Annotated in this window: 23 protein-coding genes; 11 read left to right on the forward strand and 12 right to left on the reverse strand. The window is 71.1% G+C overall.

The features are described 5' to 3' along the window. Nucleotides 1-8: 8 nt before the first annotated feature. Genes AB0M59_RS34850 through AB0M59_RS34875 form a run of 6 tightly spaced genes read right to left on the reverse strand, consistent with a single transcriptional unit; the run spans nucleotide 9 to nucleotide 5,113 of the window. A complete protein-coding gene (locus AB0M59_RS34850; protein ID WP_364623955.1) occupies nucleotides 9-1,247 on the reverse strand; it encodes a glycosyltransferase 87 family protein in 1,239 nt (412 codons plus the stop codon). Nucleotides 1,248-1,284: 37 nt separating this feature from the next. Beyond that, entirely contained in the window at nucleotides 1,285-1,548 is a 264-nt protein-coding gene (locus tag AB0M59_RS34855) for a hypothetical protein (protein ID WP_364623957.1), read from the reverse strand. A gap of 50 nt (nucleotides 1,549-1,598) precedes the next feature. After that, the gene (locus AB0M59_RS34860; RefSeq protein WP_364623959.1) at nucleotides 1,599-2,804 is read right to left on the reverse strand and encodes an ABC transporter permease; all 1,206 of its coding nucleotides are present in this window, start codon (nucleotides 2,802-2,804) and stop codon (nucleotides 1,599-1,601) included. After that, complete coding sequence (locus tag AB0M59_RS34865) at nucleotides 2,801-3,487, reverse strand: ABC transporter ATP-binding protein (RefSeq protein WP_364623961.1); 687 nt, start codon at nucleotides 3,485-3,487, stop codon at nucleotides 2,801-2,803. The genes AB0M59_RS34860 and AB0M59_RS34865 overlap by 4 nt, the downstream gene beginning before the upstream one ends. After that, nucleotides 3,484-4,578 carry a peptidoglycan-binding protein gene (locus AB0M59_RS34870; protein WP_364623963.1) on the reverse strand — a complete coding sequence of 365 codons (1,095 nt, stop codon included), beginning with the start codon at nucleotides 4,576-4,578 and terminating at the stop codon, nucleotides 3,484-3,486. Before AB0M59_RS34870 ends, AB0M59_RS34865 begins: the two co-directional genes overlap by 4 nt. Continuing rightward, nucleotides 4,571-5,113 carry a hypothetical protein gene (locus AB0M59_RS34875; protein ID WP_364623965.1) on the reverse strand — a complete coding sequence of 181 codons (543 nt, stop codon included), beginning with the start codon at nucleotides 5,111-5,113 and terminating at the stop codon, nucleotides 4,571-4,573. Before AB0M59_RS34875 ends, AB0M59_RS34870 begins: the two co-directional genes overlap by 8 nt. Before the next feature lie 113 nt (nucleotides 5,114-5,226). Between AB0M59_RS34875 and AB0M59_RS34880 the strand changes: the two genes are divergently transcribed. From AB0M59_RS34880 to sepH, 3 genes are all read left to right on the forward strand, one after another. Then, nucleotides 5,227-5,889, forward strand: a complete 663-nt coding sequence (locus tag AB0M59_RS34880; protein ID WP_364623967.1) for a response regulator transcription factor — start codon at nucleotides 5,227-5,229, stop codon at nucleotides 5,887-5,889. Further along, nucleotides 5,886-7,031 (forward strand): ATP-binding protein, encoded by a 1,146-nt coding sequence (locus AB0M59_RS34885; protein ID WP_364623969.1) that lies wholly within the window; start codon nucleotides 5,886-5,888, stop codon nucleotides 7,029-7,031. The genes AB0M59_RS34880 and AB0M59_RS34885 overlap by 4 nt, the downstream gene beginning before the upstream one ends. 189 nt (nucleotides 7,032-7,220) lie before the next feature. After that, nucleotides 7,221-8,069 (forward strand): septation protein SepH, encoded by an 849-nt coding sequence (gene sepH, locus AB0M59_RS34890; RefSeq protein ID WP_364623971.1) that lies wholly within the window; start codon nucleotides 7,221-7,223, stop codon nucleotides 8,067-8,069. 90 nt (nucleotides 8,070-8,159) lie between these two features. On the opposite strand, the gene AB0M59_RS34895 is transcribed toward sepH, so the two are convergent. Then, a complete protein-coding gene (locus AB0M59_RS34895) occupies nucleotides 8,160-8,513 on the reverse strand; it encodes an MmcQ/YjbR family DNA-binding protein (RefSeq protein WP_364623973.1) in 354 nt (117 codons plus the stop codon). A 57-nt stretch (nucleotides 8,514-8,570) separates the two neighbouring features. Here AB0M59_RS34895 and AB0M59_RS34900 point away from each other — a divergent pair, with 57 nt between their 5' ends. After that, a complete protein-coding gene (locus tag AB0M59_RS34900) occupies nucleotides 8,571-10,028 on the forward strand; it encodes a hypothetical protein (RefSeq protein WP_364623975.1) in 1,458 nt (485 codons plus the stop codon). On the opposite strand, the gene AB0M59_RS34905 is transcribed toward AB0M59_RS34900, so the two are convergent. Both AB0M59_RS34905 and AB0M59_RS34910 read right to left on the reverse strand, forming a co-directional pair. Continuing rightward, entirely contained in the window at nucleotides 10,025-10,636 is a 612-nt protein-coding gene (locus tag AB0M59_RS34905) for a DUF2537 domain-containing protein (RefSeq protein ID WP_364623977.1), read from the reverse strand. The genes AB0M59_RS34900 and AB0M59_RS34905 overlap by 4 nt on opposite strands. A 41-nt stretch (nucleotides 10,637-10,677) precedes the next feature. After that, nucleotides 10,678-11,484: an RNA methyltransferase gene (locus tag AB0M59_RS34910; RefSeq protein ID WP_364623979.1), complete on the reverse strand. Its 807-nt coding sequence runs from the start codon at nucleotides 11,482-11,484 to the stop codon at nucleotides 10,678-10,680. A 213-nt stretch (nucleotides 11,485-11,697) separates the two neighbouring features. Between AB0M59_RS34910 and AB0M59_RS34915 the strand changes: the two genes are divergently transcribed. From AB0M59_RS34915 to AB0M59_RS34940, 6 genes are all read left to right on the forward strand, one after another. After that, on the forward strand, nucleotides 11,698-13,197 hold the full coding sequence (locus tag AB0M59_RS34915) for a glutamate-cysteine ligase family protein (protein ID WP_364624100.1): 1,500 nt from the start codon (nucleotides 11,698-11,700) through the stop codon (nucleotides 13,195-13,197). Nucleotides 13,198-13,213: 16 nt separating this feature from the next. Next, entirely contained in the window at nucleotides 13,214-13,810 is a 597-nt protein-coding gene (locus AB0M59_RS34920) for a TetR/AcrR family transcriptional regulator (protein WP_364623981.1), read from the forward strand. A 73-nt stretch (nucleotides 13,811-13,883) separates the two neighbouring features. After that, nucleotides 13,884-14,543, forward strand: coding sequence for a biliverdin-producing heme oxygenase (locus tag AB0M59_RS34925; protein WP_364623983.1), 660 nt, complete (start codon nucleotides 13,884-13,886; stop codon nucleotides 14,541-14,543). Nucleotides 14,544-14,740: 197 nt separating this feature from the next. Then, a complete protein-coding gene (locus tag AB0M59_RS34930; protein WP_247058440.1) occupies nucleotides 14,741-15,364 on the forward strand; it encodes a superoxide dismutase in 624 nt (207 codons plus the stop codon). A 107-nt stretch (nucleotides 15,365-15,471) separates the two neighbouring features. Further along, nucleotides 15,472-16,275, forward strand: coding sequence for an arylamine N-acetyltransferase (locus AB0M59_RS34935; RefSeq protein WP_364623985.1), 804 nt, complete (start codon nucleotides 15,472-15,474; stop codon nucleotides 16,273-16,275). A 232-nt stretch (nucleotides 16,276-16,507) separates the two neighbouring features. Then, entirely contained in the window at nucleotides 16,508-17,518 is a 1,011-nt protein-coding gene (locus tag AB0M59_RS34940) for a hypothetical protein (protein ID WP_364623987.1), read from the forward strand. Here the strand turns inward: AB0M59_RS34940 and AB0M59_RS34945 are convergent. After that, complete coding sequence (locus AB0M59_RS34945; protein WP_364623989.1) at nucleotides 17,515-18,771, reverse strand: MFS transporter; 1,257 nt, start codon at nucleotides 18,769-18,771, stop codon at nucleotides 17,515-17,517. The two genes, AB0M59_RS34940 and AB0M59_RS34945, sit on opposite strands and share 4 nt — an antisense overlap. 113 nt (nucleotides 18,772-18,884) lie before the next feature. Then, the gene (locus AB0M59_RS34950) at nucleotides 18,885-19,316 is read right to left on the reverse strand and encodes a MarR family transcriptional regulator (RefSeq protein WP_364623991.1); all 432 of its coding nucleotides are present in this window, start codon (nucleotides 19,314-19,316) and stop codon (nucleotides 18,885-18,887) included. A gap of 107 nt (nucleotides 19,317-19,423) precedes the next feature. Here AB0M59_RS34950 and AB0M59_RS34955 point away from each other — a divergent pair, with 107 nt between their 5' ends. Continuing rightward, entirely contained in the window at nucleotides 19,424-19,993 is a 570-nt protein-coding gene (locus AB0M59_RS34955) for a hypothetical protein (RefSeq protein ID WP_364623993.1), read from the forward strand. Here AB0M59_RS34955 and AB0M59_RS34960 read toward each other — a convergent pair whose 3' ends face one another. Next, a complete protein-coding gene (locus AB0M59_RS34960) occupies nucleotides 19,994-21,463 on the reverse strand; it encodes an NCS2 family permease (protein WP_364624102.1) in 1,470 nt (489 codons plus the stop codon). Nucleotides 21,464-21,520: the final 57 nt, after the last annotated feature.

Below are 21,520 nucleotides of genomic sequence, written 5' to 3' on the forward strand. Positions count from 1 at the left end.
ACGCTGACCTAGACGTCCGTGAGGGCCGCGTCGAGGGACTCCCTCGGCGCGGCCTTCGCTTTGCCCAGGCGCCGCGCGGCGAAGGCGGCCAGGACCAGCAGCGCGAGGCCGAAGAGCTCGTAGGACTCCGTCGCCAGCCACCAGCCGGCCGACGGCGCCGGGCGCGGCGCGAACCACATCGGGCCCCAGATGAACAGCGCGAGCCCGGCCACGACGACCGCGCCCGACCACCACGTCACGACCCGGTCGGTCCGCCACGCGCGGGCGCCGTAGTAGCCGGCCAGGACCAGGACCGGCACGCACCAGGTCCAGTGGTGGGTCCACGAAATCGGCGACACCAGCAGCCCGCCGAGCGCGCACGCGGTCAGCGCGAGCACCGGCTCGCCCGCCCGCACGATCACCACCGCGACCAGGGCCATCACGGCGAGCGCGGCCAGCAACCAGACGACGTTCCCTGCGGTCTCCGGCAGGCCGAGCCGCGTCACCAGGCCCTTCAGCGACTGGTTGCCGACGTAGTCGACGCCGCCGATGCGGCCCGCGTCGAAGACGAGCTTCGTCCAGTACGTGAAGGACGCCGACGGCCGGACCAGCCACAGCAGCGCCCCGGCCGCGACGAACCCGGCGACCACCCGTGCGGCCGACTTGAAGTCGCGGCGGACCAGGAAGTAGACGACGAAGACGGCCGGCGTCAGCTTGATCGCCGCGGCGACGCCGATGAGCAGGCCCTTGGTCCGCGCGCGGTCACCGGGGAGCAGGACGTCGAGCACGACCAGGACCATGAGCAGTGCGTTGATCTGGCCGAAGCCGAGCGTCGAGCGCACGGGCTCGAGCAGGGCCCCGGCGAGCTGCGCGCCGATGGCGACGAGGACCGCCGCGGTCCGGCCGGTGACCTTCGTGGGATCGGTGAGCGAGCCGTTGAGCGTCGCGACGTAGAGGTAGGCGACGACGCCGGTCGCGACGATCGAGGCGATGCTGAGCAGCTTCATCGTCACGGCGAAGGGCAGCAGCGTGCCGGGCCAGAACGCGGCCGCGGCGAACGGCGTGTAGGTGAACGGCAGCAGGATCTGGTGGGTGGTCGGCACCCAGGCGTCGTACGGCGAGCCGTGCTCGGCCAGCGCCTTGGCCCCGCCGAGGTAGACCTCGAGGTCCAGGCCGTCGAACCGCTTGAGAAGGAGGACGAGCACAACGGCGGCGACTTCGAGCACGGCGAGCCCCGCCACGAGCTTCCGCCCGGACCACCCCGACACGCCTTACCCCCACTCGCCGGTGTTCGACCGGCCGAGATTACCCGGCGCTCAGCAACAGCTGCGCACCGGCAACCCCACTGACCTGGTGTTCGCCTCCGCCGACCGCCGATTCGACGTCGGCCATCTCGCCCGGCGTGATCGGGCCGGCCGTGGCCCGCGCCCGAAATACTCCGCCGCGTCCCGGGTCACCATCCGCCGGGTTCGCCGCCCATTCAACCGCCCGGACAGCACGCTCGGAGGTAGCACCCGCGGTGCAGGCGCCGGGACGCGCGAAAGCCGTGAAGGCCACCTTGAGGAACATAGAGTTCCTCAAGGTGGCCTTCACGGACCTGACACCAAAGCCGGAGCGCGTCAGGCCAGCGCCTGCGTCGGTGCCAGCCGGGCCGCCCGCACCGCCGGGTAAGCCCCCGCGATCGCCCCCACCAGGGCCGCCACTCCGACTCCGCCGGCCAGCGTCGCCCACGGCAGCACCGCCGGCCACCCCTGGCTGAGCGCGTAGCCCGCCGTCACCAGGACCCCGGCCAGCACCCCCGCCAGCCCGCCGAGGCCCGACAGCAGCACCGACTCGGCCAGGAACTGGCCGCGGATCTGGCGTTTCGTCGCCCCGAGCGCGCGGCGCAGGCCGATCTCGCGCCGGCGTTCCAACACTGAAATCACCATCGTGTTGGCCACCCCGACCCCGCCGACCAACAGTGCGACGCCGCCCAGTCCCAAGAACAGCGCGCTGTACGTCGTGTCCGTCAGCTTCTGTGCGGCCAGCGCGTCCGACGGGCGGCGGACCTCGACCTCGTTCGGCGCCTGGGGGTTCAGCGTCGCGCCCAGCACTGACCGGACACCGTCCACCTTGGACTCCTTCGCCCGGACGTACACAGTGGACGGATGGCCGTCGAACCCGAGGAGCCGCTTCGCGACGTCCCAGCCGACCAGTACCGACCGCTCGATTTCCGGCGCCAGCGGCATCGGCGCCAGAATGCCGACCACCGTGAACCACTGCGTCCCGATCAGCACCTGCGGCGGCCGCGCCGGGTCGATGTGGTCGATCCCGAGCCGGGCCGCGGCCTGCGCACCGAGCACCGTCACCGGGTAGTCCTGGTTCGCCGACGCGAGAAAGGCACCGACCCGCACCCTCCCGCCGAGCACGCCCAGCAGGTCCGGCCGGGCGGCGAACACGGCGAGCCCGGACGTCTCGTCCGGCGCGATCTTGTCGCTGCGCCGCACGCTCGCCGACGTGTTCCCGGTACCGCTGGCCGCCTCGACCGGCCCGATCCGCTTGGCCATCGGGACCGCGTCGTCGGGCAGGGTCGCGTCGTCGCCGAACAGCGTCTGCCCCGGCCCGGCGGTGAGCAGGTTCGTGCCGAGCGCGGCCAGCCGGTCGTGCAGGGCCTGCGCGCCGGACGCCGGGATCGCCAGCACCGCGACCATCGCCGCGACGCCGATCGCGATGCCCAGCGCGGAAAGCACCGCACGCACCGGCCGCGTGCGCATGCCGTGGGCGCCGAGCGCGACGACGTCCGGCGGCTTGAGCCGGGCCGGTTCCGGCAACGTCACCAAGGTCATCGCGCACCCACCAGACCGGTGTCCAGCCGCAGCCGGCCGTCGAGCAGCTCGATCCGGCGTGGCATGCCCGCGGCGATCTCCCGGTCGTGGGTGATCACGACGATCGTGGTGCCGTCCGCGGACAGCTCGCCGAGCAGCGAAAGCACGGACGCGCCGGTGCCGGTGTCGAGGTTGCCGGTCGGCTCGTCGGCCAGCAGGATCGACGGCTCGTTGACGACCGCCCGCGCGATCGCGACGCGCTGGCGTTCCCCGCCGGACAGCTCACCGGGCCGGTGCCACGCCCGGTGTCCCAGCTTGACGCGGTCGAGCGCGGCCAGGGCCCGCTCGCGACGCCGCCGCCGCGGCACCCCGGCGTACAGCAGCCCGGTGCACACGTTGTCCACCGCACTCATCCCCTCGTCGAGGAAGAACTGCTGGAACACGAACCCGATCCAGCGCGAGCGCAGCGCGGAGACCTTGCGGTCCGGCAGCGCGGCGACGTCGTGGCCGTGCAGCTCGACGCGGCCCGACGACGGCCGGTCGAGCGTGCCCATCAGGTGCAGCAGGGTCGACTTGCCGGACCCCGACGGCCCGACGATCGCCACCATTTCGCCGTCCTCCAACGAAAGCGAGACGCCGTCGAGCGCGGCGACCCCGCCGGGGTAGGAGCGCGTGACCTCGTGGACGCGCAGCACGGGCGTCACGACGTCGTCACCACCCGCATGCCCGCGGTCAGGCCGGCTCCGGTGACCTCGACCTTGCCACCACTGAACAGTCCTGTTCGGACACCCACCAACCGGCGTTGACCGTTCTCGTCGACCTCGACGGCGTAACCACCTTCGGCGAGCGCGAGCAGCGCGCCGACCGGGACCGCGAGCACACCCTCGTGGACGTCCTTGGTGAACCGGACGGTCGCCGGCGCCGAGTCGAGCGTGCCGGCGACGGCCGGGTCGTCCAGCTGGACCGAGACGGTGATCTTGGGCTTGCCGTCGTCCTGGCCCGCCGCGTCCTTGCCCTCGACCGCGGACTTCCCGACCTCGGTGATCGTGCCCTTCGACGTCTTCCCGTTGATCGTCACCGACGCCTTCGCGCCCTGCTGCGCGAGATCCTGCTTCGCCGCGTCGAGCTTGACCTGCACCGAGCGGACGGTCCCGGTCGTCTTGAGCACCTCGCCCTGGGCGGGCGACCCGGGCTTGGCCGACAGCGCCGACACGCGGACCTCGCCCGCCGCGAGCACGACGTCGCCCTGGCCGAACGCGCCGGTCTGCTCCAGCCCCAGCGACTTCTGCCACTTCTTCAGCGCGGCCGCCGTCGCGGAGGTGAACTTCTTGTCCGGCGTGCCGGATCCCCCGAAGCCGCACGCCTTGAGGTTCTCCTCCAGCTGCTTGACGTCGGCGCCGTCGTCCGCGCCCGTGGCGAGGTCGCGGTAGAACGGCAGCGTGCCGTAGAACAGCGGCACCGGCTTCGCGTCCACGCCGTACACCGGCTTGCACCGGGTGATCGTGGCGCCGGCGTCGGGCAGCGACGTGATCGTGCCGGGCTTGCGGCCCTGGACGGTCTCCTCGTCGCCGTAGCCGAGAGTGCCGTCGGCTTCCTCCTCCTCGCTGAGGTCGGTCTTGACGACCTCGGCGGTCTCGACCGACGGTGGCGCGGCCTCCTTGACGGGTGTCGCGCTCGACACCCGGGTCAAGATCACGACCGAGCTGGTGCCCAGCACCACGACGAGGACCGCGCCGGCGACGAACCAGCGCGTCCGGCCGCGGCGGCGGGACTTGAGGTGGGTCACATCATTCATTCGCGGGAGCCGCCTTCGCGCTCATGCCCAGCCCGCACGCCTTCGCGGCGGCTTCGAACTTCTTCGGGTCGTCGCCCGGCCCGCCCAGCCGCGTCGCGCCCTTGCCGGTCGGGTCGGGGTCCGGCATGTCGATGCCGTGGTCGCGCATGCACTTGGCGTCCTTGCGCATCTTGTCGAGTTCCTCGGCGCTCGGCGGCTTCATCTCGCCGCCGTTGGGCATGAGGTGCTTGCACGCCTTCTGCGCGGTCTCGATCTTCGACGCGTCCGCGCCGTCGCCGCCCAGGGTGATCGCCATGCCGCCGCCGTCGCCGGCCGGCTTGGGGTCGGGCATGTCGACGCCGTGCTCGCGCATGCACTTGGCGAAGTCGCGCATCTTGTCCTCGTCGCTCTTGCCGCTGTTGTCGGCGGCGGTGGGGCCACCCGACTTCGGCGGGGTCGAGATCGACGCGACCTTGTCGCCGTCGTCCCCCTTGGCGCCGCAGCCCCCGAGCAGCAGGGCCGCCCCGAGCGCCGCGACGACGATCCGTGTCCGCATGGCTCGCTCCTTTCTCCTTCGGTTGGGTGCCAGGTCTACGGAGCGGGGGATTCGGGCGCGCTAAGCGACGTCGCTTATGCGGTCCTTATGGCCCTTCTGCGCAGACTGTGCGGGTGCGGGTGCTGGTGGTGGAGGACGAACGGCTGCTGGCCGACTCCGTGGCGGAGGGGTTGCGGCGGTTTTCGATGGCCGTCGACGTCTGTTACGACGGCGAACAGGCCCTGGAGCGGGTCGGCGTGCACGGCTACGACGTCGTGGTCCTCGACCGCGACCTGCCGAAGGTGCACGGCGACGCCGTCTGCGCCGCGGTGGTCCGGGCCGGCGGCGAGGCCCGCGTGCTGATGCTGACCGCGGCCGCCGACGTCACCGACCGCGTCGCGGGCCTGGGCCTCGGCGCCGACGACTACCTGACGAAGCCGTTCGCGTTCGCCGAGCTGGTCGCCCGGGTGCAGGCGCTTTCGCGGCGCGCGCGGCCCGCGTTGCCGCCGGTGCTGGAGCGCGACGGCGTCGTCCTCGACCTGCCTCGACACCAAGCCGCGCGCGACGGCCGGTTCCTGCTGCTCTCGCCGAAGGAGTTCGCCGTGCTCGAGGTGCTCATGCGGGCGGAGGGCGCGGTGGTCAGCGCCGAGGACCTGCTGGAAAAGGCGTGGGACGAGCACGCGGACCCGTTCACGAACGCGGTGCGCGTCGCGGTGATGACGTTGCGCCGGAAGCTCGGCGACCCGCCGGTGATCGAGACCGTGCCCGGCGCGGGCTACCGGTTCGGCACGCCGTGAACGGCTTCTCGGTCCGCGCGAAGCTCACGGCCTGGTACGGCGCGCTGTTCCTGCTCGCCGGGCTGGTGCTCGTGGTGATCAACTACCTGCTGGTGCAGAGCACGCTGCCGGACCCGGCCCGGGTCGCCTTGTCGACGGTCGGCTCGGCCGACCTGACCTACGGCGTCCCGGCGGAGACGGTGCCCGCCGCAGGCGTCGCGATGCGGCTGGTCAGCGGCTCGCTGGACGAGTACCGCGACTCGACGTTGTCCACGCTGGTCGTCGGCTCGGCGATCGCGCTGGTCGCGACGGCGGCGCTGGCCGTGCTGTTCGGCTGGCTGATGGCCGGCCGCGCGCTGCGGCCGCTGCACGACATCACGTCGACCGCGCGACGGCTGGAAGCGGGCAAGCTCGACCGGCGGATCAACCTGGAAGGACCGCCCGACGAGCTGAAGGAGCTGGCGGACACGTTCGACGGCATGCTCGACCGGCTCGCGGAGTCGTTCGACAGCCAGAAGCGGTTCGTCGCGAACGCGTCCCACGAGCTGCGGACGCCCCTGGCGGTACAGCGGACGCTGGTCGAGGTCGCGATGGCCGACCCCGAAGTGACGCCGGAGCTGCGGAAGCTCGGCACGCACCTGCTGCACACGAACGAGCGCAGCGAGCGGATGATCGAAGGCCTGCTGATCCTGGCCCGCAGCGACCGCGGGCTCACCGCGCGCGCCCCGGTGCGCCTCGACGAAGTGGTGGCGGCGGTGGTCCGGGCGACGTCCGCGCAGGCGGCGTCGGCGGGGGTGAAGGTGGAGACGCGGCTGCGGCCTCGCGTCGTCGCGGGCGACCCGGTGCTGCTCGAGCGGCTGGTGACGAACCTGGTGGTCAACGCGATCACGTACAACGCTTCGGGCGGCTGGGTGTACGTCGAGGTGCGCGGCGATCCGGCCCTGGAGGTGCGGAACTCGGGTCCGGTGGTGCCGCCCGAAGCCGTGCCGACGTTGTTCGAGCCGTTCCGCCGGGTCGGCTCGGAGCGGACCGGGGACACGCGGAACGCGGGGCTCGGGTTGTCGATCGTGCGGTCGGTCGCCCAGGCCCACGGCGGGTACGCGGACGCCCAGCCCGGCCGCCGGGGCGGTCTCACGGTGACGGTCCACCTGCCGCCTTCTTGATCCACTCGATCGTGACTTACCGTGTCCGGCGTGTCACCCGGCAGCCGCCGACCAGGGTGATCCATGATGCGGACGTCGCAAAGTGAACAGTGGGCAGTTCTGCACGGACTCGGCGCGCCTCTCACGTCAAGCCGACGCGCCGTTCTAACGTGGGCACCCACAACGGTGAAGCATCGGGGAAGGCGAACAATGCGCACGCTTCGGGTAGTCGGGTTGCACGAGGACGGTAAGTCCATCGTGTGCGAAGACTCGGCGAGCGGTACGCGCTTCCTCCTCCCGGCCGATGAAAGACTGCGCGCTGCGGCGCGGGGTGACCTCACCCGCCTCGGCCAGATCGAAATCGAGTTGGAGAGCCAGATGCGGCCACGCGAGATCCAGGCGCGAATCCGCGCCGGCGAATCAGTCCAGCAGGTGGCGAGCGGCGCCGGGATCTCGGAGCAGCGCGTAGAGCGCTACGCCTACCCCGTCCTGCTCGAACGGTCCCGGACCGCCGAGCTCGCCCAGAGCGCCCACCCGGTCCGCGAGGACGGCCCCGACGTGCAGACGCTCGGCGAGGTCGTCGCGTACGGCTTCGGCGTCCGCGGGCACGACTACTCGCAGGCCACCTGGGACTCCTGGAAGGGCGACGACGGCCGCTGGGTCGTCGTGCTCCAGTGGAAGGCGGGGCGGTCGGACAACCGCGCGCACTGGGCGTTCTCGCCCGGGGCGCACGGCGGCACGGTCGTGGCGCTCGACGAGAACGCCGAGGTCCTGCTCGACCCGAACGCCTACCGCGCGCCCCGCACGGTCCGCGCCCTCGACCCGGCCCGCGACGCGGAGTTCCAGCCGACGCTGGACTCGGTGCCGCCGCAGGACCACGCCGAGCTGCCGGCCGCCGAGCCGGACCCGGACGACGACACCCGCGAGATCCCCCGCGTCCCGGCGGATCCCGAGGACGACACCGCCGCCGACCAGCCGCGGCCGAAGGCCAAGAAGAACCACCCGATCGTGCCGTCCTGGGAGGACGTGCTGCTCGGGGTCCGCTCCCAGCGCGGCTAGAGCCAAGCGCCCCAATGTGGCCTTGGTTGCGTTGAACGCACCCAAGGGGCCCTTCGGTGCGTTGAACGCACCGAAGGCCACATTGGGGCGCTAGTCCAGCTGGGCTGCGAGCGTCTTCGGGGCCACCTGCCGGTAGGCCTCGCGCACGATCCGGTCGATCTCGTCCCAGTCGACGTCGACGTCCAGCCGCACGCCCAGCCAGCCCCGGTGCCCGACGTACGCCGGCCGGAAGAAGCGCCCGGGCTCGGTGCGCACCAGCTCCTCCTGCGCCCCGGGCGGCGCCGGGCACCAGAAGGCGAGCCTGCCGTCGCCGTGGTGGTCGTCGGCGAACATGACGAACGTCTTCTTGCCGCGCACGAACCACGCCGGCGACCCGTGGCTGAGCCGCTCGGTCGCCTCGGGCAGGGCCAGGCACAACTTCCGCAACGCGTCGAGCTGCCGCATGCCGTCAGGTTACGATGTCACGCTGAGGGGTGGATCGATTATGCAGCGTGATTTCCGGTGCTGACGGCGACGGCGTCCCCCGGCGAGCAGGCCTGGCTGCTCCGCCGGGGTGAGCTGGAGTTCGGGGTGTTCTCCGGCGCGCCGGTGGTCGAGGTTTCGCCGCGGCGGTGGGCGCTCGACCCCGCCGCCGTCCGGCAGACCGCGGCCGCCCGCCGGTACCGCGAGATCCCGCCCGGCCAGGCCGGCTCCCTGCGGTTCGAGTTCGCGCCCCAGTTCTTCCCGCCGCACTTCGACCGCGGGCCGGGCACGGACGCCGACCGGCGCCGGCTCGCGAAACTGCTGACCGGGCAGGAGCAGTTCTGGGCGAGCCTGCGCCGGCTGCGGCTGGGCCGGGCGGACGTCGGCGAGGTCGGGGCGGCCGCCGGGATGGCGGTGGTGGCCGAGGTCGCCGACCCCACGGACCGGCTCCTGCTCCTGCGCCGCGCCGGTCTGCCCGAGGAAGAGTTGCGGCCGCGCACCTCGCAGCGGATCACCCGGCAACAAGTCTGGTTCGGCCTGACCGTCCTGTTCGCCGCCTGCGTGGTGGCCGCGGCGGCCTGGGGGCAGCTGACGCACTGGGCGCTCGGACCACTGCTGCTGATCGGCGGCGCCGTGCTTTCGCTGCTCGCCGGCGCGGTCGCGATGCGGGTCCTCGCCGGCCGCTCCCCGCGCCTTCCCTGGCTGGACGCGCAGTTCGACGGCCGGCCGCAAGCCGCCGTCCCCCACCCGGTCTCGCTGTCCACGGAGTTGCTGGCCGAGGTCGCCTCGCGGTACGGCTACTTCTACGGCGGCCCGGGCACCACCGGGCGAAACGAGACGTCGCACCTCTTCGTGAAGTGCCGTCCCGGGCTGGTGTTCGGCACTCCGCACACCCTCCCCGGCCCGCCCGTCTTCGAGCCCCCGGCGGAAGCGGCCGGCCGGGAGCAGTGGCTGCGCAACCACCTCGACGGCCGCAACGAGCTGTGGGTGAGCGTCCGGCACGCGAAGCTGCCGCCGGCCCGGATCGCGGCGATCGCCGGCGCTGAAGGTCTCTCGCCCGTCGCGGAGTTCACCGACCCCACCGACCTGATCCTGCTGCTGCGCCGCCCATCGGCACCACCGCGAGCGCCACGGAAGTTCCGGATGTCGTTCGCCGGCTTCATCGTCCCGGCGGCGTGGGCCCTGCTCTGCTTCGGCGGCAGCGGCGTGACGGCCGCGGTCACCGGCGACGAACACCTGTTCGCGATCGGCTTCAGCCTCACGCTGCTCGGCGTGCCCCCGCTGTTGTGGGTGCTGCGGGTCTTCCCCCGTTCCACCCGCGTCGGCTGGCTGGCCGGGGAGTTCACCGGGAAGAACAGCGTCAGCTTCTTCATCGGCCAGTTCGACGTCTCCCCCGAGCTCGTCGCCCGGATCGCCGCCCACCACGGTTACGTCTTCCGCTCCCAGACCCGGACGCGGGCCCAAGGCACGCTCGTCACTTACGTCCGGTATCGCTAAAGGGCGATCACCAGCACGCCGACCCACGCGATCACGACGCCGCCCGCCGCGCCGTACGCGACCCAGCGCAGGATCGGGGTGCGGCGGATCAGCCACAGCGACGGCGCGATCCCGGCCGTCACGATGACCGACCCCGCGAGGGCCAGCCAGCCACTGGTCTGGCGGACCAGGGTCGAGGCCAGCGCCAGCATGGCCACCACGACCACCGCCGCGATGAACGCCGAGACGGTCAGCCCGGTCAGCCACGGAGTCGGCTCCCCTGGCGGTCCGGACGGGCCGAGCACCGACCGGACGAACCGGCGGCTGCGCGCCTCGGCCCGCGGAGCCGGTTCGACGACCGTGTCGGCGCCGGTCACCGGGTCCACGAACCGCACGGTCGTGCCCATCACCGAGGCGAGCCGGCCGGCGAGCTGACGGCCACGCTGCGAGACGACCGCGCCCGCTTCGGCCCCGGAGTCGGCTGAGACGGCGGACGCGACGCGCGCCCACTCGTGCAGGGCCTGCGCGAGGTCCGAGCCGATCGCGAGCTTGTGCGGGTCGACCTCGCGCGCCTGCTCCCCACCGGGTCCGGCCAGCACCGCGCGCTCACCGCGGATCCGCAGCTCCATGGTGTCCTTTCGCGCCGCCCGCTCGTCCCGAGACCAGAACCTTAGTCGGCCCGCGCCAGTTCGTAGAAGGCCACGGCGGCGGCCGTCGCGATGTTGAGGGAGTCGACTCCGGCCGGCATGGGTATCCGGACCGCGTGATCAGCCGCCGCCAGCGCCGTTTCGGTCAGTCCGGGACCTTCCGCGCCGAACAGCAGCGCCACCCGCCCGGGCGCGTGCGCCCGCAGCTCGCGCAGGGGAATCGAGCCCGGCCGCGGGGTGAACGCGGCGACGGCGAACCCGCGCGCCCGCAGGTCGTCGAGCCCGCCCGGCCAGTCCGTGAGGTGCCCGAACGGCACGCGCAGGACGTGGCCCATCGACACGCGCACGCTGCGCCGGTACAGCGGGTCGGAACAGCCGGGTCCGAGCAGCACACCGTCGACGCCGAGCGCGGCCGCGTTGCGGAAGAGCGCGCCGAGGTTTTCGTGGTCCCCCACGCCTTCGAGGACCGCGATCGTACCGGCGTCGGCGACGACTTCGGGCACCGTCAGCGGCGCCGGCCGGTCGGCGATGGCGAGGATCCCGCGGTTGAGGTGGAAGCCGACGACGTCGGCCATCGTCTCGGCCGAAGCCGCGTACCGGGGCGCGTCGCTCCCGGCGAGGTCGTCCGCCAGCTCGGCGTACCGCCGTTCGACGCCCAGCAGCGCCCGCACCGGGTACCGGGACGCCAGCAGCCGGGACACCACGACGGTGCCTTCGGCGATGACGAGTCCCTTGCCGCCCGGGCGGTCCGGGCGGCGGTCCGCTGTGGACAGGTCCCGGAAATCGTCGACCCGCGGGTCGTCGCGGCCGGCGATGTGGATCAGGCCCATCCGTCCAGTCTGTCATCCGCTTGCCGGGCGGCTCACTGGTCCGAATGTCGTGCCACGCGTGGTACGAACGGAGGTATTTTGCTTTCGGTTAACCCCCCGTGACGGAGAGCACCAGTTTGGCCGCTAGCCCGGTTGCATCGGCTGTGTAACGGTTGTCCGCCGGGACCTGAAAGACGTCCTAGTTCCACGACGACGCAAGAAGCAGGGATGGTCATGGGGATGGACCTCGCGGCTCAACCGTTCAACACGCTCGACCGGGGACGGTACCGCCGCAAGGTGCAGCGTTGCCTGGACACGTTGGCCCGCATGCTCACCGACGGCAGTTTTTCGTTCCCCCGCAAGAACATCGGCCTCGAGGTCGAGCTGAACCTGGTCGACCGCGAGCTTCGCCCGTCGATGACGAACACCGCGGTGCTGGAGGCGCTCGACGACCCGTCGTTCACCACCGAGCTGGGCCAGCACAACATCGAGCTGAACGTGCCGCCGCGGCCGCTGGCCGGCGATTCGGCCCTCCAGCTCGAAGACGACCTGCGCGCGTACCTCGCGACCGCGGCGTCGAAGGCCCGCGACACCGGGTCGTCGCTGGCCATGATCGGCATCCTGCCGACGTTGAAGCACGAGCACTTCGACCAGAAGTGGCTCACCAACAAGACCCGGTACTCCACGCTGAACGACCAGATCTTCGCCGCGCGCGGCGAACGCACGGTGCTCGCGATGGAAGGCGCGCCGCTGCCGGGCCAGCAGCCCGAGCGCCTGCGCAGCTACGCGGAGTCGATCCTGCCGGAGGCCGCGTGCACCAGCGTGCAGCTGCACCTCCAGGTCGCGCCCGAGGAGTTCGCGGCGCACTGGAACGCGGCGCAGTGCCTGGCCGGGCTGCAGATCGCGCTCGCGTCGAATTCGCCGTTCCTGCTGGGGAAGGCGCTCTGGCACGAGACGCGGATCCCGCTGTTCCTGCAGGCGACCGACACCCGGCCGGAGGAGCTGAAGAACCAGGGCGTGCGGCCGCGGGTGTGGTTCGGCGAGCGCTGGATCACGTCGATCTTCGACCTGTTCGAGGAGAACGTCCGCTACTTCCCGGGCCTGCTCCCGGAAACCGACGCCGAAGACCCGATCGAGGCGCTCGACGCGGGTCAGGCCCCGAAACTCACCGAGCTGCGCATGCACAACGGCACCATCTGGCGCTGGAACCGCCCGGTGTACGACGTCGTCGACGGCCTGCCGCACCTGCGGATCGAGAACCGGGTGCTGCCGGCCGGGCCGACCGTCGTCGACACCGTGGCGAACGCGGCGTTCTTCTACGGTGCCCAGCGCGCGCTCGCCGAGGCGGAACGCCCTGTGTGGAGCCAGATGTCCTTCCAGGCGGCGGAGGAAAACCTCTACGCCGGCGCGCGACGCGGCTTCGATGCCCAGCTGTACTGGCCGGGCATCGGCTGGATCCCGCCGGACGAGCTGGCGCTGCGCGTGCTGCTGCCGCTGGCCCACGAGGGACTGCGCCGCTCCGACGTCTCCGACGAAGCCCGCGAGCGCTACCTCGGGATCATCGAGCGCCGGTGCCTCGCGCGGCGGACCGGGGCGACCTGGCAGCGGGACTACGTCGTGCGCGCGCAGGAGCGCGGCCTGGACCGGGAAGAGGCGCTTTCCCGGATGCTGGGGCGCTACCTGGAGCTCTCGGAGTCCGGCGAGCCGGTGCACACCTGGACGCTGGGTGACTGAGCGCTAACCTGGGCCGATGCCGAAGATTCTCGGTGAGTCGCTCGAGGCGCACCGGCGCGAAGTCCGCACGCGGGTCTTCGACGTCCTGCGCGCCCAGCTCTACGAACGCGGCTTCGACGCGATCACGCTCGCCGGCGTCGCCTCGGCGGCCGGGGTGGGCCGGACCGCGCTGTACAACCACTTCCCGGACAAGGAAAGCCTGCTCGTCGCGTTCGTCGAGGACGAAGCGGCGCGGTACGTCACGCGGCTGACCGAAGCCGTCGAGGCCCACGCCGACCCGGTCGACCAGCTCGCGACGTTCGTCCGGCTGCAGCTGCGCGTGTTGGCCGAGTACCACATGCCGCCGGGCACGGCGCTCGCGTCGGCGCTGGCGCCCGCGGCGTACCGGCGGATCAGCGCGCACGCCGACCCGATCACCGACCGGCTGCGCGCGATCCTGGCCGGCGGCGTCGACCTGGGGCGCTGGCCGGCCGAGGACCCGGACGTCCTCATCCCGATGATCACGGCCGCGCTGGGCAACCGGACGCTCGTCGACGGGCCTCCTGAGCAGCTGGAAGACGTCATCGAGGCCGCGGTGCGGTTCGTGCTGCGAGCGGTCGGAGCTGCTGTTTAGGGTAGCCTAACTCAAGGAAATGCCCTACGATCTTTCTGACAGCGTGTCAGATCGATCGCCGGGAGGCTGCCCCATGTCGGTGACCACGGACGCTCGCCCGTTCTCGGCGACCCTGCGCGCGTCGACGCTCGAGGTGCACGAGAAGGCGAATTACTCGACGTATATGCGCGCCCTGCTCGGCGGCGAGCTGACGCAGGAGGGCTACACCCAGCTCGCGATCCAGTACTACTTCGTCTACAGCGCGATCGAGGCGGCGAGCGACCGCATGGCCGGCCACCCGGTCGGCGGCGAGTTCGTCTTCGACGAGCTGCGGCGGCTGCCCCACCTCGAGCGCGACCTCGCGCACCTGGTCGGCCCGGACTGGCGCTCGTCGATCTCACCGCTGGCTTCGACGCAGGCGTACGTCGCGCGTGTCGGCGAAGCGTCTTCGTGGGCGGGCGGGTACGTGGCGCACCACTACACGCGCTACCTGGGCGACATCGCCGGCGGCCAGGCGATCCGCCGGCTGCTGGAGAAGAAGTACGACGTCGCCGAGGCGGGCACGCTCTTCTACCACTTCGAGGGCATCGGCAGCGCACCCCGCTTCCGCGACCGGTACCGCGCGAAGCTGGACAACGCGCCGTGGGACCAGACGGCACAGGCGGCAGTGATCGACGAGACGCTGGTGGCGTTCGAGTGCAACGTCGCGGTGTTCGAGGAGCTGGCTTCGCGCCTCGACGAGTACCGCGCCTGAATGATCGTTCTCACACCTGGTTGACCTCCAGTCAAGTGCAGGTAGCAGGCTCGGTTTCGGGTGCCGGACCCTCGGGTACGCCACTTGGAGAGCCGCCGTCCCACGGTGTGACGGCCACGCGCCCCCGCTCGCCGCGGAGGGCGGCGTGCTACTAGGTTCGATACCGGAAACTTGTGTCGAAGACAGAAGGAGGGCCAATGGCCCGCTACGAGCTCCCCGATCTCGACTACGACTACAGCGCCCTCGCGCCGCACATCTCCGGCGAGATCAACGAGCTGCACCACAGCAAGCACCACGCGACCTACGTCAAGGGCGCGAACGACACGCTCGACAAGATCGCGGAAGCCCGCGACGCCGGTGACTTCGGCGGCATCGTCGGCCTGGAGACCACGCTGGCCTTCAACCTGGCCGGCCACGCCAACCACGTCGTGTGGTGGAAGATCCTGTCGCCGGAAGGCGGCGACAAGCCGACCGGCGAGCTCGCCGCGGCGATCGACGAGGCGTTCGGCTCCTTCGACAAGTTCAAGGCGCAGTTCACCGCCGTGTCGACCACGATCCAGGGCAACGGCTGGGGCGCGCTCTCCTGGGACCCGATCGGCAAGACGCTGATCACCCAGCAGCTGCGCGACCACCACAACAACCTGATCCTGCCGACCGTGCCGATCCTGCTGGTCGACGTCTGGGAGCACGCGTTCTACCTGGACTACAAGAACGTGAAGCCGAAGTACGTCGAGGCCCTGTGGAACATCTTCAACTGGGCCGAGATCAGCAAGCGCTTCGACAACGCCGTCGCCGGCGGCAACGGCCTGCTGCTCGGCTGAGCACGCTGTCGCAAAACGGGGTCCCCCTGCACGGGAGGGCCCCGTTTTTCGTCGGCGGGTGAAATCCGCTTGACCTCGAGCGCGGTCGAGGTGTGAGAGTTGAGGGCATGGACGTTGACGCGTATCTGGCCCGCCTCGGTGTCGCGTGGCCCGCGGCGGCCGACCTGGCGACCCTGCGCCACCTGCAGGAACACCACCTGGCCGCGGTCCCGTTCGAGAACCTGAGCATCCACCTCGGCGAGCCGGTCGTGCTGGCCGAAGAAGCGTTGGCCGGCAAGATCGTGGAGCGCCGGCGCGGCGGCTTCTGCTACGAGCTCAACGGCCTCTTCGCGGCCCTGCTGCGCGAACTCGGGTACGCCGCTTCCCTGCACGCGGCCCAGGTGTTCCGCCCGGACGGCACCCTCGGCCCGCCCCTGGACCACGCGGCGATCATCGTCGAGCTCGATGAGCCGTGGCTGGTCGACGTCGGCTTCGGCCGGTTCTCCCGGCACCCGCTGCGACTGTCCGGCGTGGACGCCCAGTCCGACCCGGACGGCGAGTTCCTGATCCTGGACGCACCGCACGGCGACGTCGACGTGGTGCGGGACGGCGAGCCGCAGTACCGCCTCGAGCGCCGCCCGCGGCCCCTCTCGGACTTCGTCCCGATGGCGTGGTGGCAGGCGACATCCCCGGAGTCCCACTTCACGAAGTCCCTGACGTGCTCCCGCCCGACGTCCCAGGGCCGGGTCACGCTGTCGGGCGACCGGCTGATCGAGACGGTCGACGGCGTCCGGCACGAGGTCGCGCTGCCGACCGAGGCCGCGATCCGCATGGCGTACCGGGTCTACTTCGGCCTCCCGCTGACGCGGCTGCCCACGCCACCGGGTGAGAGTCCCTTGACGAGCGGCGCGCTCAGCCCGACACTGCCGTGAAATGAACGAAGCCCCGGCCTGGGGTTACCAGGGCCGGGGCTCCGTCCGTTCCCGAACTGACTGCCGCTCCCACCACGAAGCGGACGTGCATGAGGTTAGCCTAACCTCATCTATTGGGGCAAGAGTCCCGCCAGGGAGACTCGGATCTCACTCGTCCGGGTGACACCGCCGCCCGAACCCCCCATTTTCTGTCGGTGCGTGCCGATACGGTTACGCCGTGAACATGAGGGGGATGCAGAAAGACCGCACAGTGCTCATCGCCGTCTCGCTGACGGCGGTGTTCATGCTGGCGGGCGGCCTGGCCTGGTACTCGACCCGTGACTCGCCGGCACCACCGGCCGCGCCGCGGACCCTGCCGGCCGTGTGGCCGTCGGAGCGCGCCGAGCTGATCCGCCCGGTCCCGATGCCGACCGGCGAAATGGCGGCCGCCCTGCAGGCGTTCACCGCCGGCCAGGTGCTGTGCAACGCGGTACCGGAGCAGACCTGGGCGAGCGCGCTGAACGGGCCGGTCCTGCGCGAAGCGAAGGTCTACGGCGACTGCCACGTGGTCACCGCGGACCTGGACGTCACGGCCACCACCTACAGCGAGGCACCGGACATCGGTCGCGATCCGGCGGAGGTGACCGTCGCCGGGCACCACGGCACGATGACGAAGACTTCCACCTCCGCGACGCTGTCGGTCCCGTTGGCCGACACCCATGAGGCGTGGGCGACCCCGCTGCTCCAGCTCCACATCACGCGGCAACCGGGTGACCAGGCCGACCACGACTACGTGGGGATGGCGCAGGCTCTCGGCACCACGATGGTCGGTGCGATCACCACCCCCGGGCCGGCGTTGCCGACCGCGGACGAGCAGCTCCGGTCGCGCGAGATGACCCCGGTCCCCGGCACCGGGATCGTCGACGCCGCACTCCCCTTGGCCACCTGGCAGTTGTGCACTCAGCTGGCGCGAGCGTTGAACACCCAGCTCGACCAAGTGAAGCCCGACTACTTCGGCTCGTGTGAAACCAGCCAAGGCGGCACTTCGTTCAAGGTCTCGTACCACCCCACCAGCACCCACGCCTTCGGTACCAGGGTCGCCGGCCGCCCCGCCCGGGAGCAGGTGCCGGGTGTCGACTTGGAGATCCAGCTCATCGACGATTCGTCCCAGAGCATCGAGATCACCCGGATCGGCGACGACCGACCACGCGGCGAACTGCACCAGCTCGCCGAGAAGCTGGTGCCACCCCTCCTCGGCCGCTAGACCTTCGCCCGCTTCAGGATCCGGAGCCCGAACCCCCGCTGGACCGGCCAGGAAACCCCGCCCCGTCGGATCAGCACCACCGCGCACACCACCGCGGCCACAGCCGAAACCGCCCCGCCGATGTAGAAGGGAGACCGCCCGCCGAACGCCTGCGCCATCCACCCGACCATCGGCCCGCCGATCGGGTTGCCGCCGATGAGCACCAGCACGTACAGCCCCATCACGCGGCCGCGCATCTCGGGGCTGACCGACGTCTGCACGAGTGCGTTCGCCGTGTTGAGGAACGTCATCGTGGCGAAGCCGAGCGGGATCAGGCCGAGGCCGAACGTCAGGTACGTCGGCATGAACGCCGTGATCAGCTCGAACACGCCGAGGAAGAAGGCCGACACCAGCATCAGCCGCACCCGCGGCCGGCCCTTCGTCCCGCGGCGGGCGGACATCACCGCGCCGGTGAAGGTGCCCACCGCGACCAGCGTCGACAGCAGCCCGTAGCCGTCGGCCGCGGTGTGGAAGACGTTCGCCGCGACGATCGGGAGAGAGCTGAAGTACGTGATGCCGAACGTGCTGACGAACAGCACCAGCACCATCACCGTCATCAGGTCCGAGCGCCGCCGGACGTAGCGGAGGCCTTCGGCCAGCTGCCCCTTCTCGCGCGGTACCGCCGCGACGCGGAACAGCTTGTCCGGGTTCATCAGGACCAGCCCGATGATCACCGCGACCGTGCTGATCGCGTTCGCGATGAACAGCCAGCCGGTGCCGATCCACGTGATCGCGAACCCGGCGATCGCCGGTCCGACGATCCGCGCCATGTTGAAGATCGACGAGTTCAGCGCGACGGCGTTCGCGATCTGGTCCCGGCCGACCATCTCGGCGACGAACGACTGCCGCGTCGGCACTTCGAGCGACGCCGTCACGCCGAGCGTGAAGCACAGGACGTAGATCTGCCACAGCGTCACGAGCCCGGTCAGGTCGAGGACGCCGAGGATGACCGCCTGCGAACACGCCGCGACCTGGATCCAGGTCAGCAGCCGCCGCTTGTCGACGCGGTCGGCGAGGACACCGGCCCACAGCGAGAGGAACAGCGTCGGCGCGAACTGCAGCGCCACCGCGACGCCGAGGGCGATCGGGTTGTTGCCGCTGAGGGTGAACACCAGCCAGTCCTGGGCGATGCGCTGCATCCAGGTGCCGACGTTCGAGATGACCTGACCGGTGAAGAAGAGCCGGTAGTTGCGGACCCGCAGCGAGGCGAACATGCTGCTGCGCTTGGGTGGGGACGGTGGCGAAGCGGACGGCGGTGGGGCCGTTTCCCGGGTAGCAGTGGTCTCGATCGAACGCTTCGTTTCGCTACCCGTGACCGTCACCGTGGTTAGTTCCCCGCCATCCTGTCTATGATTTCGGCGGCTTTCGAGAGCACTTCACGCTCTTCGTCGCCGAGTTCTGCCAACTGCCTGTCCAGCCACGCTTCCCGCACGGAGATGGCCTTCTGCACGTAGGCCAGCCCGCTCGCGGACAGCTCGACGATGGCCTGCCGGCCATCGGTCGGGTGCGGGCGCCGCTCGACGAACTTCATCTCCTCGAGCGCGGCGATCACCCTCGTCATCGAGGGCGGCTGGACGCCTTCCTTCGCGGCGAGCTGACCCGGGGTCAGCGCACCGCACTTGTGCAAGGTGGACAGCGCGGCGACCTGAGTCAGGGTCAAGTCGTCCCCGACGCGCTGTGCCCGCAGCCGGCGGTTGAGCCGGACCACCGCGAGACGCAGACGGCTCGCCAAGGAGCGTTCGTGCGTGTCGCCGGACATATAGTTAGCATACCTTACGAAACTTCGGCCGCACGGGTGATCTCCGTCAACCCGCAACCTGGACCACCTCCGCGCGTCCTCTCCGAGGGAACGAACGTGGGGGTCGGATGAACAAGAAGCTGGTGGGCTCGGCCGTGGTCGGTGCGGCGCTCTTGGCGATCGTGGTGGCGCTGCTCTGGCCCGGCGAAGAGGCTCCGGCGGCCGCACCACCGCCATCGACAGCGGCGCCGAGCCCGTCCGTCGCCCAGCCGTCCATCGAGGAGTACGAGTTCCCCGAGGTGTCCGGCGGGCGCGGCTGGGCGATCCGGATCCCGGTCCCATCGGGCTGGATCGTGACGCACCAGAACGACCGGGCGAGCTACCGCGACCACGACCTCCTGCTGGAGACCGACAAGGTGCCGATCACGCAGGAAGACGCGCTGAGCGGACTCAAGGCCATCGCCGAGAAGGCCCACCACGACGGCTCGGTCGTGGCGCCCGTCGAAGCCGGTGACATCCAGGACGCGGCCGAGTGGGACTACACCTACCTCCGCGACGGCACGCCCGAGCGGGTCGCCGTCGTCGGGCTCGGCGCGGGCGACAGCCTCGTCACGATCCGCTACGAGGCGCCGCCCGCCGAGTTCGACCGCAACCGCGGCGTCCTGGACGCCGCCATGAAAGTCAGCGCACCGGGCTGATCACTTGAACGCCGCCTGCAGCGGCCCGACCGCGAAGTACGCGACGAACGCCACCGCGATCACCCACATCAGCGGGTGCACCTGGCGGGCCTTGCCGGTCGCCGCGCGGATCACGACGTAGCTGACGAAGCCGGCGCCGATGCCGTTGGCGATCGAGTACGTGAACGGCATGACGACGATGGTCAGGAACGCGGGCAGCGCGATCGAGTAGTCGGTGAAGTCGATGTCGCGGACCTGCGCCATCAGCATCGCGCCGACCACGACCAGCGCCGGCGCGGCCGCCTCGACCGGCACGACCTGGTAGAGCGGCGTCAGGAACATCGCGGCGATGAACAGCACGCCGGTGACGACGTTCGCCAGGCCCGTCCTCGCGCCCTCGGCGATACCGGACGCCGACTCGACGAACACCGTGTTCGAGCTGGCCGAGCCGAACCCGCCCGCAGCGCCCGCGAGGCCCTCGACGAACAGCGCCTTGCCGACGTTGGGCAGCTGGCCGTCCGCCGGCAGCAGGTCGGCCTCCTTCGCGAGGCCGGTCATGGTGCCCATCGCGTCGAAGAAGTCGGCCAGGACCAGCGTGAAGACCAGCAGGCAGACGGTGATGATCGGCAGCCGCGTCCAGGCGCCGAACGAGACGTCACCCACCAGCGAGAGGTTCGGCAGGCCGACGACCTGGTCCGGCAGCGCCGGGTAGCCGAGGTTCCAGCCCTTCGGGTTCGTGCCCTGCGACGGCCCGGCCTTGACGATCGCCTCGACGACGATGGCCAGCACGGTCGAGGACAGCACGCCGATCAGGATCGCGCCCTTGACCTTGCGCACGACCAGGACGCCGGTGATCAGCAGGCCGACGACGAACACCGCGGTCGGCCAGGAGGCGATCGAGCCGTTGATGCCGAGGCCGACCGGGACGGTGGTGTGCGCGTCGTCCGGCAGCCGGCGGACGAACCCGGCGTCGACCAGTCCGATCAGGCAGATGAACACGCCGATGCCGACGGCGATCGCGGACTTCAGCGCGGCCGGCACGGCCCGGAACACCGCGGTGCGGAACCCGGTGAGCACGAGCGCCACGATGATGACGCCCTCGATGACGACCAGGCCCATCGCTTCGGGCCAGGTCATCTGCGGGGCGATGGTGACCGCGACCAGGCTGTTGATGCCCAGGCCGGTCGCGATGGCGAACGGGTAGTTCGCGACGAGCCCCATCAGGATGGTCATGACGCCCGCGACCAGCGCCGTCACCGCGGCGACCTGCGATACGGGCAGGATCCCGCCGAGGAGGTCCTTGTGCGCGCCCGCGTCGCCGGCGGAGAAGCTGCCGATGATCAGCGGGTTCAGCACCACGATGTAGGCCATCGTGACGAAGGTGACCAGGCCGCCGCGCAACTCGCGCGGCACGGTCGAACCCCGTTCGGTGATCTTGAAGAACCGGTCCAGTGTGGACGTCCCCGTGCGGGTCGTCTCCTGCTCCGCCATTCGCCTGCCCATTCTCTCGCTGCTGCGGAGTACCCTGCACCTCGTGAGTGATCCGAG

Source organism: Amycolatopsis sp. NPDC051371 (genome assembly GCF_040682155.1).
GTDB lineage: Bacteria > Actinomycetota > Actinomycetes > Mycobacteriales > Pseudonocardiaceae > Amycolatopsis.

What these genes read in the sequence shown, in the direction of transcription:
- sepH (WP_364623971.1), top strand. Translation starts at nt 7,221, where the DNA reads ATGCGCACGCTTCGGGTAGTCGGGTTGCACGAGGACGGTAAGTCCATC.
- AB0M59_RS34930 (WP_247058440.1), top strand. Translation starts at nt 14,741, where the DNA reads ATGGCCCGCTACGAGCTCCCCGATCTCGACTACGACTACAGCGCCCTC.
- AB0M59_RS34935 (WP_364623985.1), top strand. Translation starts at nt 15,472, where the DNA reads ATGGACGTTGACGCGTATCTGGCCCGCCTCGGTGTCGCGTGGCCCGCG.
- AB0M59_RS34870 (WP_364623963.1), bottom strand. Translation starts at nt 4,578, where the DNA reads ATGAATGATGTGACCCACCTCAAGTCCCGCCGCCGCGGCCGGACGCGC.
- AB0M59_RS34955 (WP_364623993.1), top strand. Translation starts at nt 19,424, where the DNA reads ATGAACAAGAAGCTGGTGGGCTCGGCCGTGGTCGGTGCGGCGCTCTTG.
- AB0M59_RS34940 (WP_364623987.1), top strand. Translation starts at nt 16,508, where the DNA reads ATGCAGAAAGACCGCACAGTGCTCATCGCCGTCTCGCTGACGGCGGTG.
- AB0M59_RS34950 (WP_364623991.1), bottom strand. Translation starts at nt 19,316, where the DNA reads ATGTCCGGCGACACGCACGAACGCTCCTTGGCGAGCCGTCTGCGTCTC.
- AB0M59_RS34920 (WP_364623981.1), top strand. Translation starts at nt 13,214, where the DNA reads ATGCCGAAGATTCTCGGTGAGTCGCTCGAGGCGCACCGGCGCGAAGTC.
- AB0M59_RS34925 (WP_364623983.1), top strand. Translation starts at nt 13,884, where the DNA reads ATGTCGGTGACCACGGACGCTCGCCCGTTCTCGGCGACCCTGCGCGCG.
- AB0M59_RS34855 (WP_364623957.1), bottom strand. Translation starts at nt 1,548, where the DNA reads ATGTTCCTCAAGGTGGCCTTCACGGCTTTCGCGCGTCCCGGCGCCTGC.
- AB0M59_RS34905 (WP_364623977.1), bottom strand. Translation starts at nt 10,636, where the DNA reads ATGGAGCTGCGGATCCGCGGTGAGCGCGCGGTGCTGGCCGGACCCGGT.
- AB0M59_RS34860 (WP_364623959.1), bottom strand. Translation starts at nt 2,804, where the DNA reads ATGACCTTGGTGACGTTGCCGGAACCGGCCCGGCTCAAGCCGCCGGAC.
- AB0M59_RS34945 (WP_364623989.1), bottom strand. Translation starts at nt 18,771, where the DNA reads ATGTTCGCCTCGCTGCGGGTCCGCAACTACCGGCTCTTCTTCACCGGT.
- AB0M59_RS34910 (WP_364623979.1), bottom strand. Translation starts at nt 11,484, where the DNA reads ATGGGCCTGATCCACATCGCCGGCCGCGACGACCCGCGGGTCGACGAT.
- AB0M59_RS34915 (WP_364624100.1), top strand. Translation starts at nt 11,698, where the DNA reads ATGGGGATGGACCTCGCGGCTCAACCGTTCAACACGCTCGACCGGGGA.
- AB0M59_RS34895 (WP_364623973.1), bottom strand. Translation starts at nt 8,513, where the DNA reads ATGCGGCAGCTCGACGCGTTGCGGAAGTTGTGCCTGGCCCTGCCCGAG.
- AB0M59_RS34960 (WP_364624102.1), bottom strand. Translation starts at nt 21,463, where the DNA reads ATGGCGGAGCAGGAGACGACCCGCACGGGGACGTCCACACTGGACCGG.
- AB0M59_RS34875 (WP_364623965.1), bottom strand. Translation starts at nt 5,113, where the DNA reads ATGCGGACACGGATCGTCGTCGCGGCGCTCGGGGCGGCCCTGCTGCTC.